The organism is Micromonospora sp. DT31, from assembly GCF_049841795.1.
Classification (GTDB): Bacteria; Actinomycetota; Actinomycetes; order Mycobacteriales; family Micromonosporaceae; genus Micromonospora.
Genome location: NZ_JBNCKZ010000006.1, coordinates 96,958 through 114,838, shown reverse-complemented (window position 1 = coordinate 114,838; position 17,881 = coordinate 96,958). Strand labels below are relative to the sequence as shown.

Genomic DNA, 17,881 nt, shown 5'->3' with positions numbered 1-17,881 from the left:
CAGGTCCAGCGGGTCCCCCGGGCGGCTGCCAAGGATTGGTCGTTCAGACGGCTCCGACTTCCCGGCATCCGAAAGCGAGAGTGAGGAGGGTGTACGTGCCGAGTTGCTCACCGGCTACCCGCCGCCAGTGCGCGGCGAAAGCCGGTTCGTCAGGCGGCCAATCTGCGCTTGGGTCGGCGCGCCGGGCCCACGTGCGTACGGCCAGGTCGCCGTAGGGGTAGAGGGCCCAGTCGTGGCTCCAGTCGGCCACGGCAGCACCCGCGCTCCACGGGCCGATGCCAGGGACGGTCTGAAGCTCCTTGACCAGTACGGAGGGGGCGACGCCGAGCCAGTGGTGGCCATGTGCCAGATACGCCTCGGCGGCGCGCCGAAGCGGCCGGCGCTTGAACGCCATCCCACACTCGGTGAAATCTCCATCGCTCAGAGTTAACACACGCTCTGGAGATGGGAAAGAGTGAATGTCTGTCTCATCGAATCGTGCGACGACGACCCCAAAGCGGTCGCAGAACTCGCGATAAAGCTTCCGGGCCTGCCCGGCGCGAATGACCTGACGGCCGATGGCTGTGGCGAGTGCATCCCAGAGGCTCGGATTACTCAGCCGCACCACGCGACCGAGCTGTGCCAGGTTGACGTCAAGAAGCGTGGTCCCCGGCTGAGGCGACCCGGGTAGCCTGAAGACCTCGGAGGCCGTCAGGGGGCAGTCGCCCGACAGTGTCGTCCAGCTCAGGTCCCGTCCATTCACCTCGACCAGCCAGGACGCCCCGGTGTCGGCGGTCAGGAGACGGACCTGGCGACCGTGGATGGTCCGCCATCCCGGGTGGTCGGTCATGAGGAAGTCGAAGCTCACGCCGCCTCCTACCGGAAGACAATTTCGGAGATTGTGTCAGCTCGATCAACGGTCGTAGCAACGACTCGCCGAGAGCCCTTCCGTGCAGCGGCTCAGGCGGCGATGGCGCGGGCGGCGGCGTACATGTCGGCCGGCAGCGGGTGCCGCAGGTCCCACCGGACCCGCATGGGACGGTCTCCGCTGTGCTCCCGGTACGTCATCTGCCCGGCGTACAGGTACGGCGGGGCGCCCAGGTCACGGTCGGCGACCTTGGTCTCGCGGACGAACAGGTGCACGGTCGAGCCCTGCGCCACATGGTTGACGTACCGTCGGCCGGTCGCTGACGCCGCCGACGTGGTGCTCTGCGACTCCCACTGGAACAGCCGGTCGGTGATGGCGCGGTCGGCGTACATCGTGGTGGGGGAGTAATGCTCCGCCGACTTCACGAGCGTGACGAAGAAGAGGTCCGCCTGTTCGTCCGGCAGCCACTTCACGCCCTCGCGCAGCGAGCCCGGGTTCGTCATCCCGAAGGCCGCGCACGCCTCGTTCCGGCTGTAGCGGGCGTGCACCCGTAGCGGCACCCGCCCCGAAGCCGGCCGTTCGGTGACCCGGTGGATCCGATCGCGCAGCACCGCGGCGACCTGCCGAAGCTCCGCGCACCGCGCCGGCTCCGCCCACAGCCGCCTGAGTCGGGCGTCTCGCTCGGCCAACGGCACCGACGGCCCCCAGAGGCTGAAGTGCAGCATGTCGGGTAGCCGCCCCGGGCCGGGTGGTCGGCCGTCCGCGACCTGGCCGATGAGATCCAGTCGGTCGACGTCGTCAACGTGCAGCATCCGACCGATGGCCCGGCCGAGGTCACGATCGTCAGGACCGCCGCCGGTCGCGTCGAGTCCGGCCAGGCGCCGTAGCCCCGCCCAGCCGCCGACGCTCGCCGACCGGTAGACGTCCTCGATCTCCAGGCCGGTCTCCCGCAGGAAGTCGGACAGGTCGACGTCACCGAGTTGCCGCAGCTCCGCCACCAACGCGTTCTTCGACGTGGGCAGCGCCGACCTCAGGTTGGCGAGCACGATGTCCTTCGCCACCCGGTCCAGCTCGATGTGGCAACCGCTGGGCAGCGACGGGAAGTCCTCCCGCACCGCGGCCTCGACGGCCCGCCGGCTGACCCCTGCCAGGGCCCGCCAGCGCATGTCGAACCGGAAGTTCGCGTGCTGGCCGCCGATGAAGTCGAGCACGGTCAGGCACGGCTTGTCGTCGTCCAGCCGCAGACCCCGGCCGAGCTGCTGAAGGAAGATCGTGGCGCTCTCGGTGGGGCGCAGCATGAGGATCGTGTCGACCATCGGCAGGTCGACGCCCTCGTTGAACAGGTCGACCGTGAACAGCACCTTCAGCTCCCGCTTGCGGAAGCGGTCGATCAATGTGTGCCGCTCGGTGCGGTGCAGTGTCGACGTCACGGCCGCCGCTGGCACGCCATGCCGGGTGAACCAGTCGGCCATGAACTCGGCGTGCCCGATGCTGACGCAGAAGCCGAGCGCACGCATCCGCCGGACGTCGGCGATGCGGCTGACCGCGTGCAGGATGAGCCGCGCCCGCGCGTGGTTACCGGTGTAGACGCCATCCAGCTCGGTCCTGTCGTACCCTTGCCCCCGCTTCCACCGCACCCGCGCCAGGTCCACGTCGTCGTGCAGCCCGAAGTACTGGAACGGCGCGAGCAACTGCCGTTCCAGGGCTTCCCACAGATGCAGCTCCACCGACGCGCGGCCGTCGAACCACCGCCGCACGTCGCCGCCGTCGCTGCGGTCGGGGGTCGCCGTCAGTCCCAGGAGTACGCGCGGCCGAAGCCGCTCCAGCAGTGCCGTGTACGTCGACGCCTCGGCGTGGTGGAACTCGTCGACGATCACCATGTCGTACGCCCCGGGGTCGATCTCCTGCCGGTGCAGCGACTGGACCGACGCGAACACGTGCTTCCACCCCTGCGGCCGATCGCCGCCGACAAACGTCTCGCCGAAGGTGGCGTCGCCCATGACCTGGCGGAACACCGCGCGGCTCTGCCGCAGGATTTGCTCCTGGTGCGCGACGAAGAGCAGCGAGTCGACGTGCCCGGCCCGTCGCAGCCGCCGGTAGTCAAGCGCCGCCACCACCGTCTTGCCGGTGCCGGTCGCCATCACCACCAGGTTCCGCCAGCGCCCGTGCACCAGCCGCTCGGCGTCGAGATCGTTCAGTACCTCCTGCTGGTACGGGAAGGGCCGCACGTCCAGGTTCGCGATCTCCGTCGGTGCCTCGTCGGCGCGCTCACCCCGCAGCGCGACGCGCAGCCGCTCGGCATCGGTCGTCGGGTCGTACGCCTCGAACGCCGAGTCGTTCCAGTAGTCGGCGAACGTCGCCTCGAACGTGTCGATGACGTGCGGCTGCTCCAGGTTCGAGATGCGCACGTTCCACTCCACGCCGTCCACGAGCGCGGCCTTCGACAGGTTCGACGAGCCGACGTACGCGGTCGTGGTGCCGTTGTTCCGCCGGAACAGCCACGCCTTCGCGTGCAGGCGGGTGGTCCGCGTCTCGTAGGAGACCCTGACCTCGGCGCCCAACTCGGCGAGCCGGTCCAGGGCCCGCTGGTCGGTGGCGCCCAGGTACGTGGTGGTGATGACGCGGACGCGGCCGCCCCGCGCGATCAGCTCGGTGATCGCCGGCTCGGCGATGCGCAGACCGTGCCACTTGATGAAGGCGCAGAGCAGGTCCACCTCGTCCGCCGAGGCCATCTCGTGGCCGACCTCGTGCCCGATGCGCGGCTGGTGCCGGCCGTTGACCAGGAGTGCGCCGGTGGACAGCGAGGTGGCGGGACGGGGCGGAAAGGACGGCGCGGCCGGCGGGGTGGGCGGAGCAGCGATGGCGTGCAGCAGGCGATGGGCGTCGGCCACCTGGTCGTCGGCGGTGACGGCGCGGGGTTCGGCCTGGGCGATGGACGCGGCGATGCGGTTCGCCAGATCTACCTGTCGGGCGAGTCGGCTCTCCCCGCCACCGACCGCGAGTAACGCCCGCCGCGCGAGAACCGCCAGGTGGCGGGCGAGTAGGTCGTGTGAGCTGGCGGGATCGAGCTTTCCATCCTGAACGAGAGAGCGGTCGATGTCCTGGATCCGCTTCGCCAGCTCCTGCGTGACCAGGTGTTCGTAGATGCCCTGCTCAAGATCTCCCACACAGGCAAACTAGCGACGACGCGGATACCGCGGAAGCCGCTACGACCGTGGAACCGGTAGGTGCCGGGTCGACTGCTGCCCCCGATCGCCAACGAGGTCAGATACGGCGCCGGCGCGGTCCTGGTCACGGTGCGCGTGCCGCGGCCCTTCCGTCACGAGGGGTCGGTCACCGCCGACCGGCCCTCGCCGACGGCAGCACGTCGTCGTGCACCCCGCCCCGCGTTTTCGCCGGGAGCGGCACGGACGATGAGATGGAGCACCGGCGCTCCACTCATGCCGGCAGTCCTACCCGGCGCGTGTTAAGAAGGGGCCCCGCCTCTACCGGAGACGTTAAAAGGGGGCCCTTCCTTGCACGAAGCTGAGCTGGTGATCCGGCGTGTGCTGCGGGATCTGCGTGCGGGCACGCACCGCGGCGTCGTCGTGGACTCGCCGCCCGGCGCCGGGAAGTCCACCCTCGTGGTCCGCGCCGCCGCGGAGATCGCTGCCACCGGTGAGCCGCTGATGGTCGTGGCGCAGACGAACGAGCAGGTCGACGACCTCATCGACCGACTCGGGCGCAGGGCCCCGGAGCTGCGCGTGGGGCGGCTGTCCGCGACCGACTACCGGCCCACCGGGCGGGTCACCGGCCACCCGGCGGTCCGGGTCGCGGCGAAGGTCGCCGACCTGGGCGGGCCGGCGGTGACCATCGGTACGGCGGCAAAGTGGGCCACGGTCACCGAGGGGACCTGGCCGTGGGCGATCGTGGACGAGGCGTACCAGATGCGCGCGGACGCGCTGCTGCGGGTGGCGGGGCGGTTCGAGCGGGCGTTGTTCGTCGGCGACCCGGGGCAGCTCGACCCGTTCTCCACCGTGGAGACCTCCCGCTGGACCGGGCTGAGCTGGGATCCGATGCAGTCGGCGGTGGCCACGTTGCTGCGGCACAACCCGGAGTTGCCGGTGCACCGGCTGCCGGTGTCGTGGCGGCTGCCCGCCACGGCCGCCCCGGTGGTGTCCGCCGCCTTCTATCCGTTCACCGGGTTCCGCGCCGGCACCGGGCCGGCCGATCGGGTGTTGACGTTCACCGAGCCCGGCCCGGGTGACGCCATCGACGCCTCGGTCGAGGTGGCGGCCGCGACCGGTTGGGCGTTGTACGAGCTGCCGGCCCGGCACACCGTGCGTACCGACGCCGACGCCGCGGCGGCCTGCGCGGAGCTGGCGTTGCGGGTGCTGCGGCGCGGCGCGGTGGCGGTCAGCGAGGCGGCACCCGGGGGCACGCCGGTCACCGCGGACCGGATCGCGATCGGGGCCGCGCACCGCGACCAGGTCGCGGCCATCCGGTCCCGGCTGGGCGCGGCCGGCGCGGGCATCACCGTGGACACGGCGAACCGGCTCCAGGGCCGGGAGTACGACGTGACGATCGTGCTGCACCCGCTGTCCGGCCGGCGCGACGCGACCGCCTTCCACCTGGAGTCGGGGCGGCTGTGCGTGTTGGCGTCTCGGCACCGGCATGCCTGCGTGGTGGTGGCCCGGGCCGGGATCGGTGAGCTGCTCGACGCCTATCCGTCGACCGAGCGGGTGCACCTGGACGTGCCGGTGAGGTTCCCGGACGGCTGGGAGGCCAACCAGACGGTGCTGGCCCACCTCGACGCGCACCGGTTGGCGGCGGTGCGCTAGACAGGACGCATGATCACGAGCGTGCTGCCCTGGCTGGGTGGGAGCGTGGTGGCGGTGGCCGCCGGCTTCCTCGCCGTCTGGCTGCCCGGCCGCCGCGTCCGCGCCGAGGACCGCCGGGTGGCCTGGTCGTCGGCGCGCGCGGCGATCGACATCGCCGCCGTGAGCCGGGACGCGGCCGTCGTGCCGGTGCCCGAGGCGGAGCGGTTGCTGGCCCGCGCCGAGCTGCTGGCCGCCGGTCGGGGCGGCACGCACGCGGCCCGTGCGGCCGCCGAGCACGCCCGCCGCGCCGACGAGTTGTGGCGGACGGTCCGGTGAACGCGTTCAGGTGGCTGGTCAGCCGGGAGGTGCTGCGCTGGGCGCTGCTGCTCGCGGCGGCGGCTGCCCTGTCGACGTTCATGGTGGCGCAGGACCGGGTCGCGGATGTCAGCTACGGGCGTTCACCGTCGACGGCGGCTCTGCCGGAGGGGTCGGCGGGCGAGTTGAGCGACGCGAGCGTGCCGTCGGTGGCGGAGATGACCGCGTTGGTGGCGGCCGACCCGGTGGTCCGCCTGCCCGGCACGGTCGCCCGCTGGGACGAGCAGCGCGTACGGGCGACGATCGGCGACGGGGGCGCCCGCATCCTGGCTGCCCCGCCCGGCCTGGACGAGGCGGAACAGCAGCGGGTGCGGGACGTGGACAACGCCGACATCTGGATCGTCGGCACCGAGGTCAGCGGCGGCGGCTACACGGCCACGCCGGACGATCTGCCCGGCTGGCGGGCGCGGTTCGCCACCGGCGACGTGACCGATGCCATCGTCGCCCTGATCGCCGCGCAGCGTCGGACGCCGTTGCCGCCGGACCGGGACGCCCTGGGTTGGCGGGAGCCCACGGACCGGGAGTTGACCCCGGTGGTCGCCGCGTTGCGCGCCACCGGACGGTACGCGGCTCCCGGGGCCAGCCTGTCGCGTGTGCCGGAGCGGGCTGCCGCCACCGCGTTCCCGGACGGCGCGTGGTTCGTGGCGCTGCCCCAGCAGCCGTACGGGAAGCCGCTGCCCGCGTACGGGCCGGCGCTGCACCGGCTCGCCCCGGACCAGCCGATCGTGGTGATGTACGGCGGCTGGGTCGAGTACCACGGTCCGCAGGCGGCGGAGTTCGCCGAGGTGGCCGGGGTCAGCTTCTACGCCCAGTTCGGCAGCCGGCTCAGCCGCTTCGACTACCCGCAGGAGGCGGTGCTCGGTGTGTACCTGGGCCGGGTCACCGACGTGCGGTACGCGGGGCTGTTCGGCCGGCCGTTGCCGTACCAGCCGTTCGACCCGCTGCGGGTGGCGCTGCCGGCGCTGCCGTGGCTCTTCACCGGCTGTGTGGCCGGTTTCGTGGTGCTGTCGATCCACACCGTGCGTACCGCCGGGCGCCGGCACCGGGCCGATCTCGGTCCGGCCGGCCGAGTCGCCCAGATGGCCGGGCTCTCCGCGCTGGCCGTGGAGTTGTCCCTGCTCACCGACGCGGGCAGCGATCCGGCGCTGGTCCGGGGCATCAGCCTGTTGCGGGCGGCCCGGGACGCGGTCGACGGAGGGCTGCCCGACCGGCACGTACGCGGGCTGCTGACCGACGCGGCGGCCGATCTGGACGAGGTGGCCCGGCATGTGCGGATGCCCGGGTACCGGCCGGACGTCTACCTGCGGGCGAGGCTGTCGTGAGCACCGCTGCCGCGGTCGTCGGCCGCCACCGGTACGTGGAGCCGCGGCGTGGGCTGCTGGGCCGGTTGTTCTTCACCGTGTTCGGCCGGGTGACGCTCGGCTGCCTGCTGCTGGCCGGCTGGGCGGGGTGGACCGGCGGCATCATGGACGGACCGGTCGCCCGGCAGGTGCGGACCTCGTCGGTCTACGTGGCTCCCGGGGTGGACCTGGACCGGGCCCAGGCCGAGCGGATCGTCGGTAACCGGCGGCTGGTGGTGCTGGTGATGGCCCCGGGCGCGGACCTGCGTGACGCCTGTCGTGACACCAAGTCGGCCACCGGGGGGACGCTGACGCTGGCGATGAGCCGCGACGGTGACGACTGGGACACCTATGGCTGCTCGCGCTTCCGGTACGAGGAGTCGGGGGACTTCGGCAAGGCGGTGGTCGCCGAGACCACGATCGGCCGGGGAGCGGACGCGTTCGTGGACCGGCCGGTCGAGGCGATGAAGGTGATCGTGCTCAACTACGACCGGTTGGTGCGGGCCGGTATCGTGCCCGACGGTGCGCGGGTGCTCTCCCCGCCACTGCCGCGCTACCTGCTGGCCGGCGGTGCCGTCCTCGGCGTGCTGAGCGGGGCGGCGGCGTTGTGGTGGGGCGGACGTCGGGCCGGTCGGCTGGCCGACGCGCGTCAGGCCGCGCGGGCCGAGCGGCGGGACACCCGGGGTGCGCTCAGCGCCGCCATGGCCGGCATCGCCCAGCAGATCATGGACCTGGACCGGGCGGGGCGACCCGCCGTGGCGTACGCGTCTCTCGCCGTGGACTACGTCGATCTGGTGGAGCGGATGTCCGCACTGGACGAGCAGGACACGCGGGCGGTGCGCCAGTTGTGGATGCGCGTCGAGGAGTTGACCGAGCGCGCTTCCGCCGTCACCGGAGGTGGGTCGGACCCGCTGGCCGGTGACGATCCGGCAGCGGTGGTGCCGGTGCCCGCCACAGGACCGATGACGCGAAAGGGCCGGGGACGCGAACGGGGCCGGCGGTGACCCGCCGACCCCGTCGCGGTGCGGTCAACGCTGGGCGCCCACCGTGGCGGGGGCCGGCCAGCTGCCGGTGAAGACCTGGGCGGGCGTGGCGCTGCGGGCGGCGAAGCCGAACAGCGAGTCGACCCGGGCGGCCTCGGTGGAGCTGGGGTACGGGTTGGTGCAGTTCGTGCCGGCGCTGCCGCCGGACATCAGGATGGCGCAGTTGCCGTTGTAGTTGTCCGGCAGGCCGAGGATGTGGCCGATCTCGTGGGTCATGATGCGCAGCGGCGAGTACTGCTGGGCCTGGTTGTAGTCGATGACCACGCGGCCGTTGCCGAGGCTGGTGCGCTGGGCGTACGACCCGCCGCCGTAGGTGTAGGTGATTCGCAGGTTGGACCCGCACTGGGCCATGTTGATGTTGTTGGTGTAGTTGTTCCAGATGGATGCCGCCTGCACCGCGGTGTTGGCGAACGGGCCGGCCTGGCTGATGTTGAAGCAGACGTTGCGGACGGCGGCGGAGGCCGGTGCCGGGTTGACGGCGACCGCGCCCAGCGCGGCGAGCGTCGCGGTCGCGAGGGTGGCGAGGATCCGGGACAGCTTGGGCGTACGCATGGTTCGCACTCCTTGGGATGGGGGGTGAGCGGAACGCCGTCAGCCTATAGATAGGCATCTGTCTATATCAAGGGGTGGATGTGGCCGGATCGGCCTCGTTCACCGCGGCGACAACCCGGTCGTAGTGACCGCGCGCCTCGGCGTTCCGGAGAAACTTCACCCGGTCCACCTGGATCTCCGTCGCGTCCGGCTGCGTCTCCAGCAGCACCATCACCTCGGCCACGAACTCGTCCAACGGCATGGCGAGCTCATTGCTCTCGTGGCCGGGCCGGAGCGCGGTGCGGACCGCGGGCGGTACCAACTCCAGCACCCGCACGCCGGTGCCGTCCAGGTTCAGCCGGATCGACTCGCTGAGCATGTGCACCGCCGCCTTGGAGGCGTTGTAGCTCGGTGTGACCCTCAACGGCACGAACGCCAGGCCGGACGAGACGGTGAGGATCGTGGCGTTGCCGCGCTGCCGCAGGTGCTCGACGAACGCGGCGATCAGCCGGATCGTGCCCAGCACGTTCGTGGTCACCACCTCCTCGGCCGAGGCGAGGAACGTGTCCGCGCTCCGCCAGTCCTCGATCCGCATCACGCCGGCCATCGTGACCAGCACGTTGAGATCCGGGTACGCCGCCCGTACCCGGACGGCGGCGGCGGCGATGCTCGCCGGGTTGGTGATGTCGATCGGGACGGTGGCCAGACCCGGGTTGGCGGCGGCGATCTCGTCGAGCAACTCGGCGCGCCGGCCTCCGACGATGACCGTGTTGCCCCGGTCCCGCAGGGCGAGCGCCAGTGCCAGGCCGATGCCGCTGGTGGCGCCGGGAATGAAGATCGTGTTTCCGGAGATGTCCATGCCGCCAGCCTGCGGGGTCCGGCGCCGCGGATGAAGAGATCCGTTATCGGGGGATCGGCGATCCCTGGTTCCTGGCGGCGCACGGCGGATACTTGGCTCGTGGACCGCCAAGCCCTGGCCGAATTCCTGCGCCGCCGCCGCGAGGCGCTGCGCCCCGGCGACGTCGGGCTGCCGGAGGGCGCCCGACGCCGGGCGCCCGGCCTGCGACGGGAGGAGGTCGCCTCGCTCGCGGCCATGTCCGCCGACTACTACACCCGGCTGGAGCAGCGGCGCGGCCCGCAACCGAGTCCGCACCTGCTCGGCGGGCTGGCCCGCGCGCTGCGGCTGACCGGTCACGAACGCGACTACCTGTTCCGGGTCGCCGGGCACAGCCCGCCCGAGACCGTGGCCAGCACCGGCCACGTCGCGCCGGCGCTGTTGCGGGTGTTGGACCGGCTGGCCGACACCCCGGCGCTCATCCTGTCCGACCTGAGCGAGACGCTTGTGCAGAACCGGCTGGCGGCGGCGCTGCTCGGGGACCGTTCCGGCCACACCGGACTGGCCCGCAGCGAGGTCTACCGCTGGTTCACCGATCTGGCCGAACGGGAGCACTATCCGGTGGAGGACCGCGACCGGCAGGGCCGGGCCCAGGTCGCCAACCTGCGCGCCGCGTACGGGTCGATGGGCCCCCGGTCCCGGGCGGGTGAGCTGGTGCGGGCGCTGCGCGCGGCCAGCGGGGAGTTCGCCGAGTTGTGGGAGCGGCACGAGGTGGCGCAGCGCTTCGCCGACCACAAGACACTGATCCACCAGGAACTCGGGCGCATCGAGTTGGACTGCCAGGTGCTCTTCACCGAGGACCAGTCGCAGGCCCTGCTGGTGCTCACCGCCGCGCCGCGCAGCGAGGCCGAGGAGAAACTGCGACTACTCGCCGTGCTCGGACACCAGCGCTTCCCGTCCACCACACCGTGAACCCGGGCACAGGACCGCCGTTCACGCCGCCGGGAATTCCCGGCATTCCTGTCAACCTCCCATCACGCAGGGTGTTCTCCTGATCGCTTGCGGTCGATAGCGTCGGTTCATTGCCGTCGACGAAGGGCCGACGATGAACCACAACGGACACCTGCTCGACCGCCGCCGACTGCTCGCCGGCGCGGCGGCAGCCTCGGCGGTCACCCTGACCGGCCTGGCTGTCGCCTCCACCCCCGCCGCCTCCACCCCTGCTGCTGCGGCGCTTCCCGCCCGCCCCGCGGCGCGGCTGACCAACCGCGACCGCATCGCCACCGCCGCGCTGCGCGCGCCCGACGGGTCCGCGCCCGCCGTCGGCGTCCAGATCGACTTCCACGCCCGGCTCACCGCCTGGCTGGCCTTCTGGTCGGCCAACTCACCCCCGGCCTGGAGCACGCCCGTGCACGTGGTGGGCCGGGTCGAGGCGGCCGGCGACGCGCTGGTCCTGCACGCCATCCGGCACCGCCACGACGACGAGCTGCGCGCCGGGTTCGCCGCCGACCGCCGCGACGCCAGCCACCTGGCCACGCTGGCCAGCCTGCACCACCACTTCCCGAGCGTGCGGGTCCGCCCGGACGGCGCGATCCGCGTCGGCGACGGACCCGCCGGGTTCACCGGCACGCCGGAACAGGTCGCGTTCGCGGTCGCCGCCTGCCGTGGCCTGTGGAGCGACGCGGCGGCCACCGCCGCCCGGTGGACGGAGCACGCCGCCCGGGTGCTCGCCCGCACCGGACAGCACACCGACGCCGCCACGCATGCCGGCTGGGCGGGCTTCACCCGCGCCAGCCTGCGTCGCGGGTTGGGCACCGAATCGTACGAGTGACCGGAGGTAGCACATGTCCCGCAACGAGTTCCGCTTCGTGGTCGACGGCGTCGACCTGAGCATCGAACAGCAGACCCTGATCGCCACCGAGATCCAGAAGGCCGGCCTGGCGGCGCTGCGTACTGCCGACGCCAAGCTGGTCAGCCCGCTGACCCTCGGCCACCGCAACCTCAAGCTGCGCCCCGAGTGGAACGGTCTCTGGGTCATCGACGGCCCGCTGGCAGAGGAACTCGGTCAGCGGATCAACGACTTCGGCTTCTGGATCCAGCGGTGACCGACGCCACCCCGCCGGCCGGCCCACCGGAGCGGATGTGCCCGAGCACCCCGGCGTCCAACGCCACGGTGTTCCTCGGCATGATCACTCCGGCGGGCCGGGTGGCCTACGTGACGCCGGCCGTCCCGGCCGAGGTGGCGCTCGCCGGGTTCGGTGACGGCGACGGACCGGTCGAGGCTCGGGTCCGGCTCGCCGGTCCGTGCGTCACCTCGTCCTGCGGCTTCTGGACCGGCTCGCACTGCGGCCTGGGTGCCCGGATGGCCGCCTCGTACGCCGAGGCCGCCCCGCCCGTGGAGGAGGCGCTGCCCAAGTGCGCCATCCGGCGTACCTGTCGGTGGTTCGCCGAGCAGGGGCCGTCGGCGTGCCCGGCCTGCGCGTACGTGGTGACCGACGCGCGGGGCTGAACGGTCCGTCCTGTCGGACCCCTGGACTAGCGTCGGGAGGTCATGGAACCGGGGGTGGGCCAAGAAGTCATGGGCCAAGAAGTCATGGGCCAAGAAGTCATGGGCCAAGAAGTCATCGGCCAAGAAGTCATCGGCCAAGCAAGCATCGGCCAGGCAAGCATCGGCCAGGAGATCATCGGGCGGGAGCATCCCGCTGCGCTGCTGCGTGCCGAGGTGGCCCGGCTGGCCACAGGTCATGGCGGCCTCGCCCTGGTCACCGGCGAGCCGGGTATCGGCAAGACCACACTGGTCTCGGCCGTCGCCGACGAGGCCCGGCGGCGCGGGGCACGGGTGGTCGGCGCCGCCTGCTGGGACTCCGACACCGCCCCCGACTACTGGCCCTGGGTCCAGGTGCTGCGCCGCCTGACCCGGTCCGCCGGCGACCCGGCCGCCGCCGAGGCCGCCGGCGCCGGGCTGGCGGCACTGCTCGGCGAGCCCGCGGCCGGTTCGGCCGGAAGCGACGGTGATGCCGGAGGCGACGGTGATGCCGCTCCGGCCGGTGACGCCGCCCGGGCCGAGTTCGACAGGCACGACGCGGTGACCGCCGCGCTCGCCGCCGCCGCCCAGCACCGGCCGGTCGTGCTGGTCCTCGACGACCTGCACTGGGCCGACCCGGCGTCGCTGCGGCTGCTCCGGTTCGTCACCCAGCACACCTGCTTCGAGCCGCTGTTGCTGATCGGCACCTACCGGGACGCCGAGGTCGAACCCGGCGAGCACCCGCTGCGTCCGCTGCTGCTGCCGCTGACCGCCAAGGCCACCACCGTCACGCTCACCGGGCTGGGCCGCGACGAGGTGGCCGCGCTGATGGCCCGCACCGCCGGTCGGGAGCCGGACGCGAGCCTGGTCACCGAGGTGCACAGGCGCACCGGCGGGAACCCGTTCTTCGTGGAACAGACCGCGCGGCTCTGGCATGCCGCCGGTCTCACCGACACGGTTGCCCCCGGGGTGCGCGAGGTGGTACGCCGTCGGCTCGACCAGCTGCCCGCCCCGGTGGTCGAGGCACTGACCGTTGCCGCGGTGCTCGGCCGCGAGTTCGACAAGCCGACGCTCGCCGCCTGCGTACCCGTTGCGGTCGCCCACGCGGACCGGCTGCTCGGCCGCGCCGCCGCGGCCCGGCTGGTGCTGCCACGCGGCGGCGGGCGGTTCGTCTTCGTGCACGACCTGGTCCGGGAGACGCTCTACGACGGGCTGGCCGAGGACGACCGGCGGGCCCGGCATGCGGGCGTCGTCCGCGCCGCCGACCGCTCCGACGCGCTGGCCGAGGCGCTCAGCCCGGCGCACCTGGCCCGGCACGTGTGGCTGGCCGGCGCCGAACTGGAGCCGGCACGCGCCGCTGACCTGCTGCTGGCCGCCGCGCGGGACGCCGCCGGCCGGCTCGCCGTGGACGAGTCGGTCCGGCACTACCGGCGGGCGCTCGAACTGCCCGGCGAGCCCGCCCAGCGGGTCCGCGTGCTGCTGGAGCTGACCGGGCTGCTGCACCACACCAGCTCGGCGGCCGAGGTCGAACGGCTGCTGGCCGAGGCGGCCACGCTGGCCCGGGGACTGGCCGATCCCACCGCGCTGACCCGGGTGGCGCTCACCGCCCACCGGGCACACTCCACCACCCGCCGGCTCGACGCCGCCGACCTGGTCCGGGAGGCGTACCGGCGGTTGATCGCCGAGCCGGAGCCTGGGCGGTCGGTGCGGATGCTCGTCACCGACCTGATCACCGCGACCGAGACGCTCGCCCGGCACGGCCGCGACGACGAGGCGCTCACCTTCAGCCTGTGGGCCCGCCACGACACCACCTGGGGGCTCGGCACCGCGCAGGAGCGGGCCGTGGTCACCGCCGAGATCCGGGAAGTGGCTCGCCGTGGCGGAGACCGGGAGACCGAACTGTGGGCCACCGCGCTGCGCTGGGTCGCGCTGCTGGAACTCGGCGACCCGGGCTACCGGAACGAGCTGACCGCGTTCGTGACCGGCGTCGAACGCGGCGGCGTCGCCCAGCAGCGGGTGGCGGCGATCATGGACGCCGGGATCATCGCGGCCTTCCAGGGGGACCTCGCCGCGGCGCAGGCATGCCTCGCCGAGGCGGACGGCTACCGCGAGTCGGAGCGATCCGAGCACGCGTTCATGACGCACCACATGCGCTGGTCGGTGCTGCTGCTGTACGGCCGCGTCGCCGAGGCCCAGGCGCTGCTCGACCGGGTGGGGAGCGGTCATCCGCAGGCCGAACTGCTGCGCGCCCTCACCGCCGTCGAACGCGGCGACACTGCCACGGCGCTGCGGCTCACCGCCGGGATCGAGGCCGGCATCACGTACCCCCGGCCGGTGTCTCCGTTGTGGTTGCGACTGCGGGCCCAGGTGGCAGCTCTGGACGGCGACCCGGGCCGGTGCGCCGAGGTGCGGGCGGCCCTGACGCCGCACCGTGGGCGGTGGATGGCCGCGCTGTTCGGCTGCGACATCGGCGGCCCGGTCGACCTGTGGCTGGCCGGCGTGGACGCGGCTCAGGGCCGGTGGGACGACGCGGTCGCCGGTTACACGGCGGCCCGGGAGGCCGCCGACCGGCTGGGCGCCCGCCCCTGGTCGGTGCTGGCCCGGGCCGGGCTGGTGGCCGTGCTCACCGGGCGCGCCGGGCCGGGCGCCGCGGCCGGGGCGCGGCGGCTGCGTGCCGAGACGGTGGGCGAGGCACGGACGCTGGGCATGGTTCAGGTGGTGGACCGGCTGGACGTGGCCGGGCCGGTGGCGACGTCCGCCGTGTCCCCGCGCCTGACCGCGCACCTCGGCGTTCCGGCTCTCGTGTCCGCGTCCGTGGTGGCCGGGCGCCGGGGCGACGCCGGGGGAATCGCCCCGGCGCCCGGTCCGGACACGGAAGACCCTGCCCGGACCGTCCGGCCGGAGTTCCGGCCGGACGGTCCGGTGTGGCGGCTCGCGTACGCCGGCCGGGTGGTGCACCTGCCCGACGCCAAGGGCCTGCACGACCTGCGGCTGCTGGTGAGCCGCCCCGGGGTGGACGTGCCGGCGGTCGAGTTGCTCGACCCGGCCGCCGGCCCGGAACTGGTCGCGGCCCGTCGCCTGGGCGCCGATCCGGTGCTCGACGACGAGGCGAAGGCCCGCTACCGGCAGCACCTGCGCCGGCTCGACGACGAGATCGACCGGGCCGCGTCGCGCGACGACGGGCAGCGGCTGGCCGCGCTGGACGCCGAACGGGCGGCGCTGCTCGACCAGTTGCGTACCGCCGCCGGGCTGGCCGGGCGCAGCCGCCGCCTCGGCGACCAGCCCGAGCGGGCCCGCAAGGCGGTGACCGCCCGCATCCGGGACACGCTGCGTCGCATCGACGAGCGGCATCCGGTGCTCGCCGCGCACCTGCGGGAGGCGGTCACCACCGGCGGCACCTGCCGCTATCTGCCCGCCGAGCCGGTGCCCTGGCAGCTCTGACCGGATCACCCGACGCGGTCAGCGGCGGTTGTAGCGGTACATGGTGAGCGTGCCGAACACCACCAGGAACCCGGCGGTCCAGAGCAGCAGCCACATCGTGCTCGACGCGTCCACCGAGCCGGCCATCACGGCCCGGACCGAGGCGACCAGGTGGGTGATCGGGTTGACCTTGACGAACGCCTGCAACCAGCCAGGCATGGTGGACGGCTCGACGAACACGTTGCTGAGGAACGTCAGCGGGAACAACACCATCATGCTGACGCCCATCACCGACTTCTCGCTGCGCAGCACCAGGCCGAAGAACGTCCACACCCAGGAGAACGCGAACGAGAACACCACGAGCAGGCCGATCCCGGCGAGCACCCCGGGCACCCCACCGTCTGGACGGAAGCCGAGCACCAGCCCCACCCCGAGGATGACCACCGCGGCCAGCACGTAACGCAGCACGTCGCCGAAGATCATGCCGACAAGCGCGGCCGGTCGCCACACCGGCAGCGTACGGAACCGGTCGAAGACACCCTTTTCGATGTCGTTGTTCAACCCGACCCCGGTGTACATGGTGATCATCACGACGCTGGTGACCATGATGCCGGGCAGGAAGAACTGAAGGTACGCCCGCGGGCTGTCGGCGAGCGCGCCACCGAACAGGTACGTGAACATCAGCACCATGATGATCGGGAACGCGGTCACGTCGAACAGCTGTTCCGGCACGTGCTTGATCTTCAACAGGGCTCGCCAGCCGAACGTCAGCGACGCCGCGAGCGGCCCCGGCCGGGTCGGCCGCTCACCCGGGGTGAGCACCGTGGCCAGCGCGTCGGCGGACGGCACGTAGACCGACGGCGGCCGTCCGGTAGTGGTCGCGGTGTCACTCATCGGGCCGCCTCCAGTTCGTCGTCCCGCTCGTCGTCCGCGACGGCAGGATGGTCGGTCAGGGCCAGGAACACCTCGTCCAGACTGGGCTGGCCGAGGGAGAAGTCGTCCACCACGATGCCGGCCCGGGCCAGCTCGCCGAGGGCACGAGCGGCCTGCTCGCCGGCCTCCAGGTCGGTGCCGTCCTCGCCGACCCGGGCGGTCAGGGCCACCGGGTCGGCGGCGAGCTGCACCGGCACGCCGAGCGTGGTCCGCAGCACCCGCTCGGCGTCGGGCCGCTGCCCGGCGTCGCGCAGTCGGACGTGGACGGTGCCGGAGCCGACCGACGACTTCAGCTCGCCCGGAGTGCCCTCCGCGATCACCCGGCCGTGGTCGACGACCGCGATCCGGCCGGCGAGCTGGTCCGCCTCGTCCAGGTACTGCGTGGTCAGCAGCACCGTGGTGCCGTACGCCACCACCGCGCGGACGATCTCCCACACCTGGTTGCGGCTGCGCGGGTCCAGGCCGGTGGTCGGCTCGTCGAGGAACAACAGGTCCGGGGTGTTCAGGATGCTCGCGGCGATGTCGATGCGCCGCCGCATGCCGCCGGAGTACTTCTTCACCTGCCGCCCCGCCGCCTCGGTCAGCCCGAACGCGGCGAGCAGCAGGTCGGCCCGATCCCGGGCCGCCGGCCGGCTCAACCCGAGCAGCCGGCCCAGCAGGATCAGGTTCTCCGCCCCGGTCAGGTCCTCGTCGACCGAGGCGTACTGGCCGGTCAGGCTCACCCGGGCGCGGACCGCGCCGGCGTCGCTCACCACGTCGTGGCCGAAGACCCGCGCCGAGCCGCCGTCCGGGCGCAGCAGCGTGGCCAGCACCCGTACGGCGGTGGTTTTGCCGGCGCCGTTCGGGCCGAGCACGCCGTAGACGGTGCCGGCGGGAACCCGCAGGTCCAACCCGTCGAGGGCCCGGGTCGAGCCGAACGACCGGACCAGGCCGTCGGCTTCGACGGCCAGGCCGGTGTTGCGGTTGGTCATCGTCTCTCCTTGTTCTCGTTCGGTGTCCGGCAGGCGCCGCCCGTCCTCGTGCGACGTCGGTCCTCTCCGGCCCAGCTCGCCGGCGACGAGGCCGCACGCCGCCCCGAGGGGGTCGTCGGTCTCAACGAGGCCGGGGGAGCTGTGGTTCCACCCGGCAGGCGCCAGACGGTCTGCCAGATCGGATCTGGCGGAGCCCGCCGTTCTCGGAGCGGTCCACCGGGCGACCGGCCGGGGACAGCACGTGACGGTCGGCTCACCATATG

At 72.9% G+C, this 17,881-nt stretch carries 15 protein-coding genes; 9 read left to right on the top strand and 6 right to left on the bottom strand.

The window, feature by feature from the left end:
* Positions 1–43: 43 nt before the first annotated feature.
* Both ACLQ2X_RS12670 and ACLQ2X_RS12665 read right to left on the bottom strand, forming a co-directional pair.
* Complete coding sequence (locus ACLQ2X_RS12670) at positions 44–847, bottom strand: hypothetical protein (protein WP_425681193.1); 804 nt, start codon at positions 845–847, stop codon at positions 44–46.
* A gap of 92 nt (positions 848–939) precedes the next feature.
* Positions 940–4,014 (bottom strand): DUF3427 domain-containing protein, encoded by a 3,075-nt coding sequence (locus ACLQ2X_RS12665; RefSeq protein WP_425681192.1) that lies wholly within the window; start codon positions 4,012–4,014, stop codon positions 940–942.
* A gap of 348 nt (positions 4,015–4,362) precedes the next feature.
* Between ACLQ2X_RS12665 and ACLQ2X_RS12660 the strand changes: the two genes are divergently transcribed.
* Genes ACLQ2X_RS12660 through ACLQ2X_RS12645 form a run of 4 tightly spaced genes read left to right on the top strand, consistent with a single transcriptional unit; the run spans position 4,363 to position 8,365 of the window.
* Positions 4,363–5,667 carry an AAA family ATPase gene (locus ACLQ2X_RS12660; RefSeq protein ID WP_425681191.1) on the top strand — a complete coding sequence of 435 codons (1,305 nt, stop codon included), beginning with the start codon at positions 4,363–4,365 and terminating at the stop codon, positions 5,665–5,667.
* A 9-nt stretch (positions 5,668–5,676) separates the two neighbouring features.
* Complete coding sequence (locus tag ACLQ2X_RS12655) at positions 5,677–5,982, top strand: DUF6403 family protein (protein ID WP_425681190.1); 306 nt, start codon at positions 5,677–5,679, stop codon at positions 5,980–5,982.
* A complete protein-coding gene (locus tag ACLQ2X_RS12650) occupies positions 5,979–7,343 on the top strand; it encodes a hypothetical protein (RefSeq protein ID WP_425681189.1) in 1,365 nt (454 codons plus the stop codon). Before ACLQ2X_RS12655 ends, ACLQ2X_RS12650 begins: the two co-directional genes overlap by 4 nt.
* A complete protein-coding gene (locus tag ACLQ2X_RS12645; RefSeq protein ID WP_425681188.1) occupies positions 7,340–8,365 on the top strand; it encodes a hypothetical protein in 1,026 nt (341 codons plus the stop codon). The genes ACLQ2X_RS12650 and ACLQ2X_RS12645 overlap by 4 nt, the downstream gene beginning before the upstream one ends.
* Positions 8,366–8,389: 24 nt before the next feature.
* Here the strand turns inward: ACLQ2X_RS12645 and ACLQ2X_RS12640 are convergent, their stop codons facing one another.
* On the bottom strand, positions 8,390–8,956 hold the full coding sequence (locus ACLQ2X_RS12640) for a snapalysin family zinc-dependent metalloprotease (protein WP_425681187.1): 567 nt from the start codon (positions 8,954–8,956) through the stop codon (positions 8,390–8,392).
* Between the two features lie 67 nt (positions 8,957–9,023).
* Positions 9,024–9,794: an SDR family oxidoreductase gene (locus ACLQ2X_RS12635; protein ID WP_425681186.1), complete on the bottom strand. Its 771-nt coding sequence runs from the start codon at positions 9,792–9,794 to the stop codon at positions 9,024–9,026.
* 99 nt (positions 9,795–9,893) lie between these two features.
* On the opposite strand from ACLQ2X_RS12635, the gene ACLQ2X_RS12630 reads away from it, so the two are divergent.
* The 5 genes from ACLQ2X_RS12630 (at position 9,894) to ACLQ2X_RS12610 (ending at position 15,735) form a co-directional block, all read left to right on the top strand.
* Positions 9,894–10,742, top strand: coding sequence for a helix-turn-helix transcriptional regulator (locus ACLQ2X_RS12630; RefSeq protein WP_425681185.1), 849 nt, complete (start codon positions 9,894–9,896; stop codon positions 10,740–10,742).
* A 133-nt stretch (positions 10,743–10,875) separates the two neighbouring features.
* Positions 10,876–11,601, top strand: a complete 726-nt coding sequence (locus ACLQ2X_RS12625) for a hypothetical protein (protein ID WP_425681184.1) — start codon at positions 10,876–10,878, stop codon at positions 11,599–11,601.
* Between the two features lie 13 nt (positions 11,602–11,614).
* On the top strand, positions 11,615–11,875 hold the full coding sequence (locus ACLQ2X_RS12620; protein ID WP_425681183.1) for a hypothetical protein: 261 nt from the start codon (positions 11,615–11,617) through the stop codon (positions 11,873–11,875).
* A complete protein-coding gene (locus ACLQ2X_RS12615) occupies positions 11,872–12,279 on the top strand; it encodes a hypothetical protein (protein WP_425681182.1) in 408 nt (135 codons plus the stop codon). Before ACLQ2X_RS12620 ends, ACLQ2X_RS12615 begins: the two co-directional genes overlap by 4 nt.
* A 99-nt stretch (positions 12,280–12,378) precedes the next feature.
* The gene (locus tag ACLQ2X_RS12610; RefSeq protein ID WP_425681181.1) at positions 12,379–15,735 is read left to right on the top strand and encodes an ATP-binding protein; all 3,357 of its coding nucleotides are present in this window, start codon (positions 12,379–12,381) and stop codon (positions 15,733–15,735) included.
* An 18-nt stretch (positions 15,736–15,753) separates the two neighbouring features.
* Here the strand turns inward: ACLQ2X_RS12610 and ACLQ2X_RS12605 are convergent, their stop codons facing one another.
* Positions 15,754–16,608 (bottom strand): ABC transporter permease, encoded by an 855-nt coding sequence (locus ACLQ2X_RS12605; protein ID WP_425681180.1) that lies wholly within the window; start codon positions 16,606–16,608, stop codon positions 15,754–15,756.
* Positions 16,605–17,618: an ATP-binding cassette domain-containing protein gene (locus ACLQ2X_RS12600; RefSeq protein ID WP_425681179.1), complete on the bottom strand. Its 1,014-nt coding sequence runs from the start codon at positions 17,616–17,618 to the stop codon at positions 16,605–16,607. Before ACLQ2X_RS12600 ends, ACLQ2X_RS12605 begins: the two co-directional genes overlap by 4 nt.
* Positions 17,619–17,881: the final 263 nt, after the last annotated feature.

What these genes read in the sequence shown, in the direction of transcription:
- ACLQ2X_RS12625 (WP_425681184.1), top strand. Translation starts at nt 10,876, where the DNA reads ATGAACCACAACGGACACCTGCTCGACCGCCGCCGACTGCTCGCCGGC.
- ACLQ2X_RS12600 (WP_425681179.1), bottom strand. Translation starts at nt 17,618, where the DNA reads ATGACCAACCGCAACACCGGCCTGGCCGTCGAAGCCGACGGCCTGGTC.
- ACLQ2X_RS12635 (WP_425681186.1), bottom strand. Translation starts at nt 9,794, where the DNA reads ATGGACATCTCCGGAAACACGATCTTCATTCCCGGCGCCACCAGCGGC.
- ACLQ2X_RS12640 (WP_425681187.1), bottom strand. Translation starts at nt 8,956, where the DNA reads ATGCGTACGCCCAAGCTGTCCCGGATCCTCGCCACCCTCGCGACCGCG.
- ACLQ2X_RS12655 (WP_425681190.1), top strand. Translation starts at nt 5,677, where the DNA reads ATGATCACGAGCGTGCTGCCCTGGCTGGGTGGGAGCGTGGTGGCGGTG.
- ACLQ2X_RS12610 (WP_425681181.1), top strand. Translation starts at nt 12,379, where the DNA reads ATGGGCCAAGAAGTCATCGGCCAAGAAGTCATCGGCCAAGCAAGCATC.
- ACLQ2X_RS12605 (WP_425681180.1), bottom strand. Translation starts at nt 16,608, where the DNA reads ATGAGTGACACCGCGACCACTACCGGACGGCCGCCGTCGGTCTACGTG.
- ACLQ2X_RS12620 (WP_425681183.1), top strand. Translation starts at nt 11,615, where the DNA reads ATGTCCCGCAACGAGTTCCGCTTCGTGGTCGACGGCGTCGACCTGAGC.